Origin of the sequence: Embleya sp. NBC_00896, from assembly GCF_045207785.1 — a bacterium.
In the GTDB taxonomy this organism is placed as follows: Bacteria; Actinomycetota; Actinomycetes; order Streptomycetales; family Streptomycetaceae; genus Embleya.
Map to the genome: position 1 here is coordinate 335634 of NZ_CP108777.1, position 14493 is coordinate 350126.

At 70.1% G+C, this 14493-nt stretch carries 13 protein-coding genes; 7 read left to right on the top strand and 6 right to left on the bottom strand.

Going from position 1 to position 14493, the window contains the following annotated elements; translation table 11 throughout:
• Position 1: 1 nt before the first annotated feature.
• From OG928_RS34755 to OG928_RS34765, 3 genes are all read left to right on the top strand, one after another.
• On the top strand, positions 2–952 hold the full coding sequence (locus tag OG928_RS34755; RefSeq protein ID WP_331765981.1) for a DUF4432 family protein: 951 nt from the start codon (positions 2–4) through the stop codon (positions 950–952).
• Positions 953–1021: 69 nt separating this feature from the next.
• Positions 1022–2053 carry a sugar kinase gene (locus OG928_RS34760; protein ID WP_331765982.1) on the top strand — a complete coding sequence of 344 codons (1032 nt, stop codon included), beginning with the start codon at positions 1022–1024 and terminating at the stop codon, positions 2051–2053.
• A gap of 139 nt (positions 2054–2192) precedes the next feature.
• Positions 2193–2603 (top strand): hypothetical protein, encoded by a 411-nt coding sequence (locus OG928_RS34765; protein ID WP_331765983.1) that lies wholly within the window; start codon positions 2193–2195, stop codon positions 2601–2603.
• Here OG928_RS34765 and OG928_RS34770 read toward each other — a convergent pair.
• The 3 genes from OG928_RS34770 to OG928_RS34780 all read right to left on the bottom strand — a co-directional run bounded on the left by OG928_RS34770 (position 2590) and on the right by OG928_RS34780 (position 6195).
• Positions 2590–2739, bottom strand: a complete 150-nt coding sequence (locus tag OG928_RS34770; protein ID WP_331765984.1) for a hypothetical protein — start codon at positions 2737–2739, stop codon at positions 2590–2592. The genes OG928_RS34765 and OG928_RS34770 overlap by 14 nt on opposite strands.
• A gap of 166 nt (positions 2740–2905) precedes the next feature.
• The gene (locus OG928_RS34775; protein ID WP_331765985.1) at positions 2906–5281 is read right to left on the bottom strand and encodes a discoidin domain-containing protein; all 2376 of its coding nucleotides are present in this window, start codon (positions 5279–5281) and stop codon (positions 2906–2908) included.
• Between the two features lie 197 nt (positions 5282–5478).
• On the bottom strand, positions 5479–6195 hold the full coding sequence (locus OG928_RS34780; RefSeq protein WP_331765986.1) for a GntR family transcriptional regulator: 717 nt from the start codon (positions 6193–6195) through the stop codon (positions 5479–5481).
• Positions 6196–6329: 134 nt separating this feature from the next.
• Between OG928_RS34780 and OG928_RS34785 the strand changes: the two genes are divergently transcribed.
• The 4 genes from OG928_RS34785 to OG928_RS34800 all read left to right on the top strand — a co-directional run bounded on the left by OG928_RS34785 (position 6330) and on the right by OG928_RS34800 (position 10718).
• Positions 6330–7688 carry an extracellular solute-binding protein gene (locus tag OG928_RS34785; RefSeq protein WP_331765987.1) on the top strand — a complete coding sequence of 453 codons (1359 nt, stop codon included), beginning with the start codon at positions 6330–6332 and terminating at the stop codon, positions 7686–7688.
• The gene (locus OG928_RS34790; protein ID WP_331765988.1) at positions 7685–8656 is read left to right on the top strand and encodes a sugar ABC transporter permease; all 972 of its coding nucleotides are present in this window, start codon (positions 7685–7687) and stop codon (positions 8654–8656) included. Before OG928_RS34785 ends, OG928_RS34790 begins: the two co-directional genes overlap by 4 nt.
• A complete protein-coding gene (locus tag OG928_RS34795) occupies positions 8653–9558 on the top strand; it encodes a carbohydrate ABC transporter permease (RefSeq protein ID WP_331765989.1) in 906 nt (301 codons plus the stop codon). Before OG928_RS34790 ends, OG928_RS34795 begins: the two co-directional genes overlap by 4 nt.
• Before the next feature lie 71 nt (positions 9559–9629).
• Positions 9630–10718, top strand: a complete 1089-nt coding sequence (locus OG928_RS34800; protein ID WP_331765990.1) for an enolase C-terminal domain-like protein — start codon at positions 9630–9632, stop codon at positions 10716–10718.
• A 100-nt stretch (positions 10719–10818) separates the two neighbouring features.
• Here the strand turns inward: OG928_RS34800 and OG928_RS34805 are convergent, their stop codons facing one another.
• The 3 genes from OG928_RS34805 to OG928_RS34815 form a co-directional block, all read right to left on the bottom strand.
• Positions 10819–12438: a multicopper oxidase domain-containing protein gene (locus OG928_RS34805; protein WP_331765991.1), complete on the bottom strand. Its 1620-nt coding sequence runs from the start codon at positions 12436–12438 to the stop codon at positions 10819–10821.
• On the bottom strand, positions 12435–12812 hold the full coding sequence (locus OG928_RS34810; protein ID WP_331765992.1) for a hypothetical protein: 378 nt from the start codon (positions 12810–12812) through the stop codon (positions 12435–12437). The genes OG928_RS34805 and OG928_RS34810 overlap by 4 nt, the downstream gene beginning before the upstream one ends.
• A gap of 474 nt (positions 12813–13286) precedes the next feature.
• Positions 13287–14480 (bottom strand): MFS transporter, encoded by a 1194-nt coding sequence (locus OG928_RS34815; RefSeq protein WP_331765993.1) that lies wholly within the window; start codon positions 14478–14480, stop codon positions 13287–13289.
• Between the last annotated feature and the right edge of the window lie 13 nt (positions 14481–14493).

Sequence of the window (14493 nt, forward strand, 5' to 3'; positions counted from 1 at the left end):
CATGACATCCTCCCTGTGGCTGCACTCCGACCAGCTCTCGGTGGAGGTCCGTCCCGACAAGGGCGCCGACATCACCTCGATCACCGAGCGCGTCACCGGCATCGACATCCTCTTCCGCGCCCCCTGGGGACGCCGCGACCTCGCGGGCGCACCCGTCACCGGCGACAGCCGGGCCGACTGGCTCGCCCGGTACGGCGGCGGTTGGCAACAACTCGTCCCCAACGCCGGCCCCCAACGCGACATCGACGGGGTCCCCCGCGGCTACCACGGCGAGGCGGCGATCGTGTCCTGGTCCGTGGTCGACGCCGACGACTCCCGGGCCCGGCTGGTCACCGAGCTGATCACCGCCCCCCTGCGGCTCACGCGCGCCCTGCACCTCGACGGCCCGGTCCTGCGCGTGCGCGACACCATCCACAACACCGCCGACGAACCCGTCCCCGTCATGTGGGTCCAACACCCGGGATTCGGTGCGCCTTTCATCGACGAGCACTGCACCGTCAGCACTCCGGCGCGCGTCGTGCTCACCGACGCCGAACAGCCGGGCAACACCCTGCCGCCGGACACCCGGGCCGCCTTCCCGCTCGTCCCCACCGCCGACGGCGGCACCGTCGATCTCCGGCAGGTCCCCGGCCCCGACAGCGGACGGTCCGTCTTCGCCTGCCTCACCGACCTCGACGCCGGCTGGTTCACCATCAACAGCCCCACCGCCGGCTTCGGCGTCCGGCTCGAATGGGACACCACCGTGCTCCCCCATGCCTGGCTGTGGCAGGAATGCCACGCGAGCAGCGGCTTCCCCTGGTACCGCCGCGCCTACGTAGTCGCCATCGAACCCGCCAACGTCCTGCCCGGCGACCCCTCCCCGGCCTGCCCCATCCGCGGCCGGGCACCCCTCCTGCCGGCCGGGAGCAGTTGGACCAGCGACATCACCCTCGGCATCACCGATCTCCCCTGAAGCCGGCGGTCGCCCGCACGCAGCGCGCCGCCCCCGGCACCGGACGGAACACGGAAGGACCACAGACCGATGATCCACGCCGGCACCGAATCAGCAGTCCACCACCCGCAAGCGGTGTGCCTCGGCGAGACCATGGCCGTCCTCCTGCCCGGACACCCCGGCCCCACCGAGTCCGTCGAGGAGTTCCGGGTCGGCGTGGGCGGCGCCGAGTCCAATGTGGCCTGCGGGCTCGCCGGGCACGGGATCACCACCGCCTGGATCAGCCGCGTCGGCGACGACGGCTTCGGCCGACGCATCACCGACGAACTCACCGCCCGCGGGGTCGACGTCTCGGCCGTCACCATCGATCACCTGCGTCCGACCGGCCTCTACCTCAAGGAAACCCACCCGCACAGCCGGATGCGCTACTACCGCACCGGGTCCGCCGCCTCCGCCCTCGGCCCCGACACCTTCGCCGACCCCGTGTTCGACCACCTCGTCTCCGGCGCCCGACTACTGCACCTGTCGGGCATCACTCCCGCACTCTCCGACAGCTGCCTCGGCCTGATCCGGGCTCTGCTCACCACTCCCCGCCCCGGCCGCACCGTCAGCTTCGACCTCAACTGGCGGCCCGCCCTCTGGCGCGACCGCGATCCGGCCATCCTGCTCGACCTCTGCAACGCCGCCGACCTGCTCTTCCTCGGAGCCGACGAGGCCGAAGCGGCCTTCGGCCTCAGCGGCAATGCCGCCATCCGGGCAGCGTTCCCCGCCCCCGCAACCGTGGTCGTCAAGAACTCCGAGCACCACGTCACCGCGCTGAACGCGGACGGCACCACCGTCAGCGAACCCGCGCTCGTCGTCGAGGTCGTCGAACCCACCGGCGCCGGCGACGCGTTCGCCGCCGGATACCTCGCCGCGACCCTGCGCGGCCTGGACCAGCGCTCCCGCCTGCGCCTGGGCCACGTCACCGCCGCCACCGCCCTCACCACCCACGGCGACCACGGCACCCCGCCCTCCCCCGACCTCACCGCCGTCCTGCTCGCCGCCTCCCCCGACCAATGGGCCGCGACCCGGGTCACCGCCGCGGGATTCACTCACCCCTGCCCCGACCGCACACCCTGATCGACACCGCACTGTGCCCGGTATCGGCGCCGCGCCGGACCGCCTCAAGGGCCTGCTCAACGCCCAAAGGCCGAGCCACCAGTCCGTGGCCCGGGCCTTCATCCTCCCCGGGAGCAACCGAACACCAGGAGTGCCCGAAATGAGTGAGACAAGTCGTCGCACGTTTCTGCGCCTGCCCTTCGACGAGGGCACCGGCTCGTCGACCACCGAGGCAACCACCGGGACGGCGATCCCGACCGGCGACGCCACGACCTGGTCGACGGGCAGGACCGGATTCGGCAAGGCGCTGGTCTTCGGGGCCGCCTCGACCGTCCCGGCCGTCGGGGTCCCCGCAGAGCTGGTCATGACCTACTACTGCATCTGCGGAGGCAAGTTCGCCGACGTCATCATCAGCGACCTGTTCGGCTACACCCCGAACGGCTCGCAGACGGCATTGCAGGACGCCACCGTGTCACGCGGGTTCAACGGAACACTGTCCGGAGTGATGTTCAAGGGCATCAGCCACACCATCACCAGTTCGTCGACCGGGCTGTCCATCACCGCTGGGTGACCCTGGCGAGCCGCCGACCTCGATCGGATCTCAGGGCGATGGCGGTGTCGATCCCGTAGCTGTCGACCTCGATCGGGCCGCCGGTGCCGGGGAAGACGACCGAACCGATCACCCACGAGCACGCCCACGCCCGCACCGCCCCGATCCCGCCCGGGTGGGGGCGTCCGCAGGACGCCCCCACCCGGGCCGAAACCAAGCCGAACCCGGGTCGCCGACCCGCACCCGAACTCAGTACACCTCGAACGCGCTCACCGTCGGCTCCCGGTTCCCGGTGACGGCGGCGACCACAGCGCCATCGCGGCCTACGTGTCCGAAGCCTCGCCGGCCGCGATCGGGCGCTGTCCACTCGGCAGCCCGTCCCGGTACGCCTCGAACCCCTGCACCGTCGGCCCCGATCCGCTACCGGTGATGTTCAGCCGAATGCGCGTCGTCGTCACCGGCGCGAACCGCTCGGTCTGCACGACCGACGGGTAGGACCGCGTGGCGGTCGGCACCCACGTGCTGCCGTCCCAGTACTCGATCCGATACGTCGAGATTCGCGCACCGTAGTGCTTGGCCTCGCGCACCACGACCCGGTCCACGGTGGTGGCGACCGGGAACGTCAGGGTCAACTGCGCGGTGGTGACCGACGCGTCCGTGGCCCAACGGGTCACGCCCGAACCGTCGTTCGCCTGCGCCGCGCCGTAGCCGCCGGCGCCGCTGTACACCGCGCTCGCCGTCGCCGTCGCGCCACGGGCGAGGTCGACGCGGTTGTCGCGCAACCGGCGCCACGCCGGTTCCAGGCCCGCGGCGTCGCGCACCGCCTGCGCCGCGGCCGGCCACGCACCGCCGGTCACCAGGGTCGGGGCGGTCACCGCGTTCGAGGGGAGGGAGCAGCACAGCTGCTTGAGCGTCGAAGCCCAGTTCCCGGTGACCGTGTTGTCGTGCGCCGGCGGCACGTGCAACGGGTCGGACGCGGAGCCCTCGTTCACCAGCAACCACGTGTCGACGTTCTCCATCACGTTCCCGCTGGAGGTCCACCCGGCCGTGCCGTTGTCGAGGTAGCGCGCGCCGGACGGCCAGATGTCGGGCCCGTTCGCGTACACGTTGCCGCTGTCGATCGAGCCCGGCTGCGCGCCGAGTGTGTACAGCCCGCCGCCATCGGCGCCGGCGGTCATGAAGTCGCTCACCAGGTTCCCGACGACCTGGTTGTTGCGGGCGACGGTCGGCGTCGTGTACCCGCTCAGGCCGTCCTTGTCGAGGTAGCCCCAGCCCCAGCCGAGGCTGATCGCGGTGTACGGCACGTCGGTGACGTCGTTGTGCAGCACGCGCAGCGTGTCGGTGAAGCCGCCGAAGATGCCCACGCCGCCCTGGAATTCGACGGCGACGTGGTGGATCGCGTTGTTCTCGACCGTGATGTCGTGCACCCGATCGGCGACGTTCGCCGGTCGATGATCGGCGGGCAGGATGTCACCGACCTGCACCCCGCTGCCGGACACGTCGAACACCCGATTGCCGCGCAGCGTCACGGTGTTCGAGGCCCGCTCGACGTTGATGCCGGCCGAGCCGACCCGGGTCACGGTGTTCGCCTGGAACAGCACGTCCGTCGCCCGTGCGATCGTCACGGCCGCCGCGGTCTTGGTCGAGCCGTCGTAGTCGTAGTGCGACGCGTTCGGCCCGACCAGGGTGAAGTTGGCCTGCTCCTCCGCGAATCCCTCGGCCGTCCCCGGTCGCAACCACGTACTGTCGGCGAACGTCAACCCCCGGAAATCCAAGGCCTGGACGCGCTCCGTCGCACTCCCCTCCACGCGCAGCAGCGACTCGGCCGTCGGGAGCGTGACCGCCACCGCGCCCGAACCGGTCATCCGCTGCCCGGGCTTGGGCCGGTAGTACACGTTGCCCTCGGTGCGATCGAGGTACCACTCGCCCGGCTCGTCGAGCAGTTCGTAGGCGTTCTCCACGAAGTACGGCGCATTGTTTTGCAGATACGGCGAGCTGTGCGCGTTCTTCCAGCACGGTTGCGCCATCGTGATCACGGTGCCCGAGACCGCGCCCACGGGACAGCGGGAGTTGGTCCAGTGGACGCGATACACCATGTCGATGTCGGTCGGGTTGCGCCACGAGCCGAGGCCGGTGGTCGTGGTGTAGCCGTCGGCCGTCTTGGTGAACCCGGCCGGGTTGTACGCGCCGCGCGCGAGCACCGCTCGCTCGCCGTCGACGTACAGCTGACGCGAGGTCACCTGCCCGACGGGTGCCCGATACAGCGTGCCCGCGGCGTCGACGGGAGACCAACCCTGCACGGTCCGGCCCCCGCTGATCACCGGCGGCGTGGCGCCGGGCTTGGCGGTCCACGTGACGCGGTGCCCGTTGCGGCCCGAGTCCTGGGTGCCGAACGTCAGCGGCCCGGTGACCCGATAGGTCCCGCCGGCCAGGCGCACCTCGATGTCGTCGGTCATGCCGGCGGTGAGCGTGCGGACCTTGGCCTGCGCGCCGGCCAGGTCGCACGGCGCCGCGGCCGAACACACGCTGCCGCCGCCGGTGGGGGACACGTGCACCAAGGTCGCGGCGGCCGAGGCCCCACCCGCGGCCGTCAGCACCAGACCGGACGCGGCGACCGCGACCGCCGTGCCCAGGACCGCCGTACGTACTCCGAGTGATCCGTATGCTCCGAGTGATCCGAGCGCTCTGATATGGAACACGAAACCTCCAGTTTCATGCACGATTTGTGCCTGGAGTGTGGAGGCCGAAACGAAAGACAGTCAAGGAAAAACACGAAAGCCCGGCAGATCACCAGGATCGTGCCGGGCCGTGCCGCAACTCCCCACGGGAGCACCGCGCCTGACGAATCGTCCGCCGAGAGCGCGCGGCGCCCTCGGCGGACCGCCGTGCGGCGTGCTCAGCCGAACGCGCGCCGCATCCGCTCCCGCGACTGGGTCAGATGGGCCGTCATCGCCCGCTGCGCGGCCCGCCCGTCGGCCGCCTCGACGGACCGCATGATCTCCTCGTGCTCGGCCAACGCCTGTGCGGCCAGGCCGTTGTGGCCGTACATCGAGTAGACGCTCATCTGGGTCAGCGCGCGGTCCAGGTGCTCGACCACCACGAGGTTGCCCGCGATCCGCGCGATCCCGACGTGGAAGTCGCCGTCGCGGCGCCCCGCTTCGTCGGCCCGCGCCGCGCTCTCCCGGCCCTGATCCTGTGCGGGATCCGCGGCCTGGACCAGCGACGGCCAGCACGTCGCACGCAGCGCCGCGACCGCGGCGGGGTCCTTGCGGTCGGCGGCCCGGCGGGCCGACAGCGGTTCGATCATCAGCCGGTACTCGTAGAGATCCTCGATCGCCGAGCGGTCGAGCAGCGGCGACACGATGAAGCCGCGATACGGCTCCTTGCGCACCAGGCCCTCCGATTCCAGGCGGGCCAGCGCCTGGCGGATCGGCGTGTTGGAGACGCCGAGTTCCTTGGCGAGCCGATCCAGATTGAGCCTGCTGCCCGGCGCGACGCGATTGGCCACCAGGTTGGCGCGCAGCACGTCGTAGACGTCGTCCGCGAGCATCTTGCGCCGCTGGAGGGACGCACCCCCCAGCAGACCTTCGCCTGTCCCCGCTACCGCAGCCATGGCTCCCTCTTCGGGTTCATCGTGTGGAAACAATTTTGACACATCCGGTTGACACGACGTCAGCCGAACATGAAACTTCGAACATCGTACACGATTTTTCAATCAATGTGCTCGCTCAGTCACTAGGAGTGTCCGTGACCCTCCCCACGTCCCCGCGACCGCAGCAACGAACCACACCACCGGCAACGCGCCGGCAGTCCCGCTGGTGTCGCGCTCTCCCGGCCGCCGCGGCGGCCTCCCTGCTCCTGGTCGCGTGCGGATCCGGCGACGGCGGTGCCAAGAAGCCGGGCGCCGCCGACGACCCGAGCGCACAACTCCTGGTATGGACGGACTCGACCCGCCAGCCCGGCTTCGAGCAGTTCAAGAAGGCCCACCCGAACGTGCCGATGAAGATCGAGACGTACGACAGCGAGACCCTGCTGACCAAGATCCAGCTCTTCAATCGGACCGGAAAGGGCTGGCCGGACGTCCTGTTCAGCCAGGTCCCCAACGACGTCGCCGCGTTGTCGAGCAAGCAGTACGACTTCGCGCAGCCGCTCGACGCGCTCATCCCGGCCGACGTGCGGACCGGCTTCGGCAAGTCCAACGCCGACTGCACGATCGACGGCAAGCTGTACTGCCTCAAGAACGACCTGGCGCAGTCGGTGCTCTGGTACGACAAATCCCTGATGGACCAGTTCGGATACCAGGTCCCCACCACCTGGAACGAGTACCGCGACCTGGGCCTGAAGGTCGCCAAGGAACACCCCGGCTACCTCGTCGGCACCGCGGGCTTCAAGTTCCTGTACTACGACTTCTTCTGGGCCAGCGGTTGCCCGCTCCAGCAGGTCACCGGCCCCGACCAGGTGGTCATCGACACCAAGGACCCGCGCTGCACCCGTGTCGCGGACCTGCTCGACCCGCTGATAGCGGCCGGATCCGTCTCCCGCAGCGGCCCGTTCGACACCGACGTGATCAAGCTGGGCCAGGAGAAGAAGATCCTGATGATGCCGGGCGCGTCCTGGTACGGCGACTTCGTCTTCAAGCCGGACAACTCGTTCAAGAGCGCCAAGGGCACGATCGCCGCGGCCGCCTACCCCAAGTGGGAGGGGGAGTCGACGAATTGGTCCGGCTCCACCGGCGGCGGCATCTACATGGTGTCCAAGCACACCAAGAACACCAAGGGCGCCTACGACATGGCGCAGTGGATGGCCACGAGCAACGAGTACCAGAGCACCGCGGCCACCTACCCCGCGTACGGGCCCGCCGCACAGGTGTGGAGTTCGCGCGTCAACGCCGACGGCTTCTACGCGAGCGACCCGTTCCCGGTGCTCCAGGGGGCCGTGGACCGGGTCAACCCGATCGAGGCCAACACCCGGTACCAGATCGACGCCCCGATGACGGCCACCGTCGTGGAAAAGGTTCGCGGCGGCGGAAAAATCGCCGACGGCCTGTCCGAGTTGGACAAGCAACTCACCCAGCTCGCCCAGATGAGCGGGTACACGGTCAAGTGAGCACCACGACCGCACCCGGTGCGCGCGACGCGGCGCAGAGCGCGCGCACCGGCCCGGCCCACCCGACCGCGCCCCCGCCCGGCGCGCGCCGCAAACGCCGCGTCCGCGACCCGCACGGCTGGTTCTTCCTCGCGCCCTACGTCGTCCTGCTGATCGGCTTCGGCCTCGGCCCCACCGGCTACGCGATCTTCGAGTCGTTCGTCGACGAACGCGGCGACGGCAGCCTCGGCGGGATGAACTACACGCGCCTGATGGACGACTTCCGGTTCTGGCCGGCCGTCACGCACGTCGCGATCTTCCTCGCCGTCTGGCTGCCGATCATGGTGGTCGGCGTGCTGATCCTCGCCTTGCTCCTGCACGACCGGGTCAACCGGTTCAGCGGCGCGATGCGCATGGTCTTCTTCCTGCCCGCCGCGGTGACCGGCTCGGCGAGCGTGGTCCTGTGGTACTTCATGCTCGACCCCACGCTCAGCCCGTTCGGCCCCGCCCTGAACGCGATGGGCTTCGAGAAGAACTCGGACGTCTTCCAAAGCGGCAACCTCACCGTGGTGTTCGCGCTGATCGCGTTCACCACGGGCGCGGGGCAGTGGATCGTGATCATGTACGGCGCGCTCCAGAACGTCCCCGACGACGTGCTCGAAGCCGCCTCGATCGACGGCTGCGGCCGAATCCGTACCGCGGTGTTCGTCAAGCTCCCGCTGGTGAGCAAGTACGTGCTCTACATGGTGATCCTGTCGTTCGCGACCGGCCTGCAACTGTTCGTCGAACCGCAACTGATCTACGCCGTCACCAAGAGCGCCGGCACCCCGTGGTGGTCGCTCAACCAGCTCTCCTACACGATGGCCTTCACCACCGGCGACTTCGGCGGAGCGGCGGCGGTGTCCGTGGTCCTGCTCGTGCTCTCCACGATCGCCGCACTCGTGCTCATCTACTGCACCGACTTCTTCAAGACGGAGGTGGACGAGTGACCACGACCACCGGGCGTCCCCGCGCCCGCCGCCGGTTCTGGACCCCGGGCCGCGCGATCAGGGGCCTGGTCCTCGCCGGATTCGGCGTCTACTGCGCCGTCCCGCTTCTGTGGCTGATGCTCGCGCCGACCAAGTCCGACGCCGAACTCGTCAACGACGCGCCGTTGTCCTTCGGCTCGTTCGCCAACATCGGCCGAGCCTGGGACAACCTCGCGCAGTACAGCGACGGCGTGATCTACGACTGGCTGCTCAACTCGACGCTGTACACGCTCGCGTCGGTCGCGATCACCGTCGCCACGTCGCTGCTCGCCGGCTACGCGCTCGCCACCACCCGCGTGCCGGGGCGGCAACTCGTGCTCGTCCTGACCCTCGTCGCGATGATCGTGCCGCCCACCGCGCTCGTGTTGCCGATGTTCCTGGAGATCAACGCGCTGAACCTGACCAACACCGCGTGGTCGGTCATCCTGCCCGCGTCCTTCTACCCGTTCGCGGTCTACCTGAGCTTCATCTACTTCTCCACCAGCATGCCCAAGGAACTGATGGAGGCCGCGCGCCTGGACGGCTGCTCGGAACTGGGCCTGTTCGTCCGCATCGCGCTCCCGCTCGCCAAGCCGCTCGTGGGCCTCGTCGCGTTCTTCGCGTTCGTCGCGAGCTGGACGAACTATCTGCTGCCGTACGTGATGCTGAGCCAGGAGGACAAGTACAACCTGCCGGTCGGGCTCGCCGCGATCGTGTCGGGTACCCCTGCGCTCAACCCGTCCCAAGGCGGCAGCTTCCTGCCCATCCACCGCCCCGAGGCCGCCCTCGCCGGAATCGTCGCCGTCCTGCCGATCGCGATCGTGTTCCTGTTCGCCCAGCGCTATCTCGTACGCGGCATCCTCGCCGGCTCGGTCAAGAGCTAGGCCCTGTGCGGTGATTCACCACCGCAGCCACCGCAGCCACCGACGAGCGATCCCGAAAGGATCACCCGAGCATGAAGATCACCTCCGTCGACGTCGTTCTGTGCGAGGAGCCCGCCCGCACGCCCGCATTCCGCTGGCGCGACGGCCTCCCCGGGTCCGAGCCCGCGACCACGTCCGCTTGGCTCGTGCTGACGACCGACGAGGGCGTGCGCGGCTTCGCCCCGTGCCGGCGCGGCCCGATCCTCGCCGACGTCGTCGAGCGCCGGATCCGCCCCGAACTTCTGGGCGCGAACCCGCTCGCGCGCGAATGGTTGTGGCACCGGATGTGGGAGCTCGACCGGATCGAGGAGTTCCCCATCTACATCCAGGGCGCGGTCGACGACGCGCTGTGGGACATCGCCGGAAAGGTCGCGGGCCTGCCCGTACACGCGCTGATCGGGACGTATCGTACGTCGATCCCCGCCTACGCCTCGACGGTGACGTTCGACAGCATCGCGGAATACCTCGACGTCGCCGACCAGTGCCTCGAACTGGGCTTTTCTGCCATCAAGTTGCACGCGTGGGGCGATGTGAAGCGCGACGCCGCGCTCGCCGCGGCGCTGCGGGCGCACGTCGGCGACGACATGCCGCTGATGTACGACGGGTCGGCGGGCTTCGACCTCGCGGACGCGATCTACCTCGGCCGCGCGCTCGGCGACGCGGGCTACGCGTGGTACGAGGAGCCGATGCGCGAGTTCAGCATCACCGCGTACACGCGGCTGCGCGAACGCGTGGACATCCCGCTGCTCGTCGCCGAGACCAGCGACGGCGCGCACATGAACACCGCCGACTTCATCGCGGCGGGCTGCGTGGACGCGGTCCGGACCGGCACCTACTTCCGGGCCGGCATCACCGGGTCGCTGCGCACCGCGCATCTGGCCGACGCGTATCTCATGCGCGCGGAGGTACACGGCGGCGGGCCCGCCAACATCCACCTGTGCATGGCGCTGCCCAACACCACCTACTACGAGTGCCTCGTCGACGCGAACCCCGCGACGCGCTCGCCCGAGGTGGACGCGCACGGCATGGTCCACGCGATCGACCTGCCGGGCATGGGGCACGAGGCGGACTGGGCACGCAGCGGGGCGCCGAGGGAACTGCGGCCCTGGCTGAGCCTGTAGGCGGTTCGCGGGGCGGTCCAATAGGCCATGACTGCGCCAGGCTGTCCCCACGGGTGCGGGTCCGTGGGGACAGCTGTCGCTTCACACGGGTGTGCCGTGGCTACGTGACGCGGAAGTTGGCCATCATGGCCATGTCCTCGTGTTCGAGATTGTGGCAGTGCATCATGTACCGGCCCTTGAACCCGTCGAAGCGGGCGAGGACTTCGACCGTCTCGTACGGGCGTACGTCCACCGTGTCCTTCCAGCCCGCGTCCGTTGCGGCGGGCGCGCCGGCGCCGCGGCCGACGACCGCGAAGTGGGCCAGGTGCAGGTGGACCGGGTGGTGGAAGTCGCTGGACAGGCGCCACAACTCGACGGTTCCCAGCGCCGGGTCGGCGAGGTGCTCGTCGGGGTCGAACACGCGGCCGTTGATCGTCCACACCCGGGCGCCCGCGCGTTTGGTCTGGCGGAAGTCGAACGTGCGGGTCCGCACCGCGTCACCTCGTGTCGGCAGTCGCGGCTCCGAAAGCCGTTCGGGGATCCGGGACTCGTCCCGGGCCCGGCGCACCACCCGGAACCGCATCACCTCACGGGTACCGTCGGTCTCGCCGAGCGTGTTGCGCACCGTCACCTCGGTGCCGACAGGGTAGCGACCGAAGTCGACGACCAGGTCGAATCGCTCCGCCGGGGAGATCGGCACCCGGTCGTGGCCCACCGGCCGCTCCAGCAGGCCGCCGTCGCTGCCGACCTGTACGAACGCCGGGCTCCCGTCCGGTGGTTCGGGGTCCAACCGCAGCCGGTACCGGCGAGCGTTGGACGCGTTCAGCACGCGCAGCCGGTACCTGGCCGCGTCGACCTCCAGCACCGGCCACGGCGCCCCGTTGACCAGGACGACGTCACCCAGGACCCCCTCCATGAAGTCGTCCTCGACGCCGGGTGTCCCGATCAGGGCGGGGTCGAGGGCCGGGTAGCGAAACTCCCCGCCGGCCTCGAACGCGCGGTCGCAGATCATCAGCGGGACGTCGCGTTCGCCGGACGGCAGCGGCAGCGCCTCGTCCTCGGCATCCGTGACCAGGAAGAAACCCGCCAGGCCCCGCCACACCTGAGGCCCGGAGAAGTCCATCCGATGGTCGTGGTACCACAACGTCGCCGCCCGCTGGGCGAGCGGATAGACGTAGTCCTTGGCCTGGTCGTGTGTCGTCCACTGGTGCGGGCGCACCACCATCGCCCCGTGCCCTCCGTGCCCTCCGTGCCCGCCGTGCCCGCCGTTCTGCATCGCCTGGTGGGCGGCGTTCACGGCCGGGCTGTACCCACCCTTGGAAACCACCAGATCAGTGGGGTACCCGTCGGACTCGGGCGCGGTCACGCCGCCGTGCAGGTGCGTGGACGTCGGCACCACCAACTCGTTCCGCACCCGCACCACCGCCTCGTGCCCCGACCGCACCCGAAACGTCGGTCCCGGAAATGTCCCGTCGTAGCCCCAAACCGTGGTCCGCGTCCCCGGCAGGATCTCCGCCTCGGCCGCGCGCTGCACCACCTCGAACCGTGATGCCCCCGATGCGTCCACCACCGGAACCGCCTGCGCGGGAATCGGCAACGGCACGGTGAACGGTTTCGGCAACCGCGCCCGGCTGCGCAACAACTCCCCGCTCGTCATGCTCGTCGAACAACCGACCGCCGCCGACAGGGCCACGCCCCCGCTCAACCCCAGGAATCCCCGACGCGACAAGTATCGGCTCATATCGCCGGCTCCCGATGCCGACGAAACCCGAACGACCAGGTCAGATTCCAGGCGGCGACACCCACGAGAGCCGTCCCGAGCGGAATGTGCAGGGCCAGGTTGCGCGCGCCGCCCGCGCCGATCTGCGTGACGACCAGGACGAACAGCACGGGCGGATAGGCGAGGTACCAGACGGGGCCGCGCCCCAACCACCACAGCAGCACGGCCGCGACCATGTGCACCATGGGAATGAGGACCAGCGACCCGCCCACGGCCCCGTGGACCCGGAGCAGATCCACATCACCGGTCACGAACCGGCCCGCCAGAATCGCCTGCGTCAGAGTCCCGACCGCGAACAGGACACCGAGTACGCGCACCACAACGACGGGCCACATTCGCGGTCCGACACCCGAGCGACGCGAACTCGCGTGCCCCCGGCCACGTTTCCTTTTCAGCGCGGAGAACCGCGCGCCAAATCGATCCGGTGGTACATGCATCACGATCTCCTCGTTCCGGCGCAACCGGATCGCATGTGTGGGACCTCGAACCACCGGAGAAATGAGGTGGCTTCGCGGGCCGGCCCACTCGGTGGTGGAGGGATTCCAACTGAGATCAGTTTGTTCGGCGGCTCGTGTGATGCCCTCATGATCAAGGACGAAGTGCGCCGACACCGGGCGGAGGAGATCAGCTCCGCCGACCACAACCACGGTGGTACGCGCATCGCGGGCACTCACAACTCCGACCGTACGAACACCCCGAGGCCAAGCTCTCGGGATGGGTTGGCCGTGACCGAGCCGGGGCTTGGCCAAACCTGCGACGACCGCCAGGGAATGGGCGGCGTACAGGCCGCCGCCCCCGCGTTCGGACGGCTAGCCCGGCTCGGGGCCCGCCCCCACGCGGCGGTCGCGGCGTGCCGGCGCGACCGCCGTCAGCATCGCGACGCCGGTCAGCGCGAACGCCCAGGGGTAGCCGGTCCCCGCCGCGACCCAACCGAACGCGACGGCGCCTGCGCCCATGCCCGCGTCGTAGGCGAAGTTCCACAGCGCGCCGACCGTGCCGTACCCGGCGGTGGGAACGCGCGCGTACATGAGGGTGAGCGTGGCGTTCTGGGTGATGCCGAAGCCGATCCCGAATACGCCGACCGCGACGACGATCGCGATGGGGCTGCCGGTCACGCACATCAGCACCGTGCCGACGGCGGACAGCAGCAGGCCGGGCAGGACCAGGCACTCGGGTCCGTGCCGGTCGCCGTACCGGCCGGTGAGCCAGCGGGCCAGGGTCGCCGCCGCGGGCTGGACGAACAGCGCCACGGCGACGAGCCCGCCCGCTGAGCCGGAAACGGCCAGTGGCAGGAAGGTGACGACGACGCCGGCAGAGACAGCGGTCGAAGCGAACACCACGGTAGGGCGCAGCAGTTCGCCTCGGCGCATGCTCTCGGCAACGCCGACCGGACGCCCCGACTCCCGCATCCGGTCCGGTAGGCCCGGCACCGAGGCAATCGCGGCGAGCGCCGCCATGGCTCCGGCGACGAAGACCACGCCGTACCCCGCGTGCTCGGCCAGCCACACGCCCAGCGGTAGCGCCACCAGCGACGGCACCCCACCGACGATGCCGACCAGCGCCAGCCCTTCACCGCGCCGATCGGCCGGGATGAGCGCGACCGTCAGCGCCCCGCCCGCGACCACGGTGAACGCGAAGCCCAGCCCGCGCAGCAGGCAGACCGCGACGATGCACCACAGATTCCGCGAGCACGTCAGCGCGAGTGCGGGCGCACCCAGCAGGGCCAGGCCCACGGCAAGCACGGCGCGGTAGCCGTACCGGTTGACCAGAGCGGGCGTGGCGAGTTCACCGGCCACGGTCGTGAGCATGAGCGCACCGGTGGCCAGCCCCGCCCTGGCGCCGCCTCCGCCGCCCTCGGTGGCATAGGCCGGGACGACGGACAGCAGCAGGTAGAAGCTGGTCGAAGCGCCCAATATCGAGACGAAGCGCAGCAGCAACGGCCGTGTCACCAGCGGCGAGCGGGGTGTCCGCACCGAGGGGGCCGAGTCCGGGTTTGTGGTCACGGCAAGACGCTAA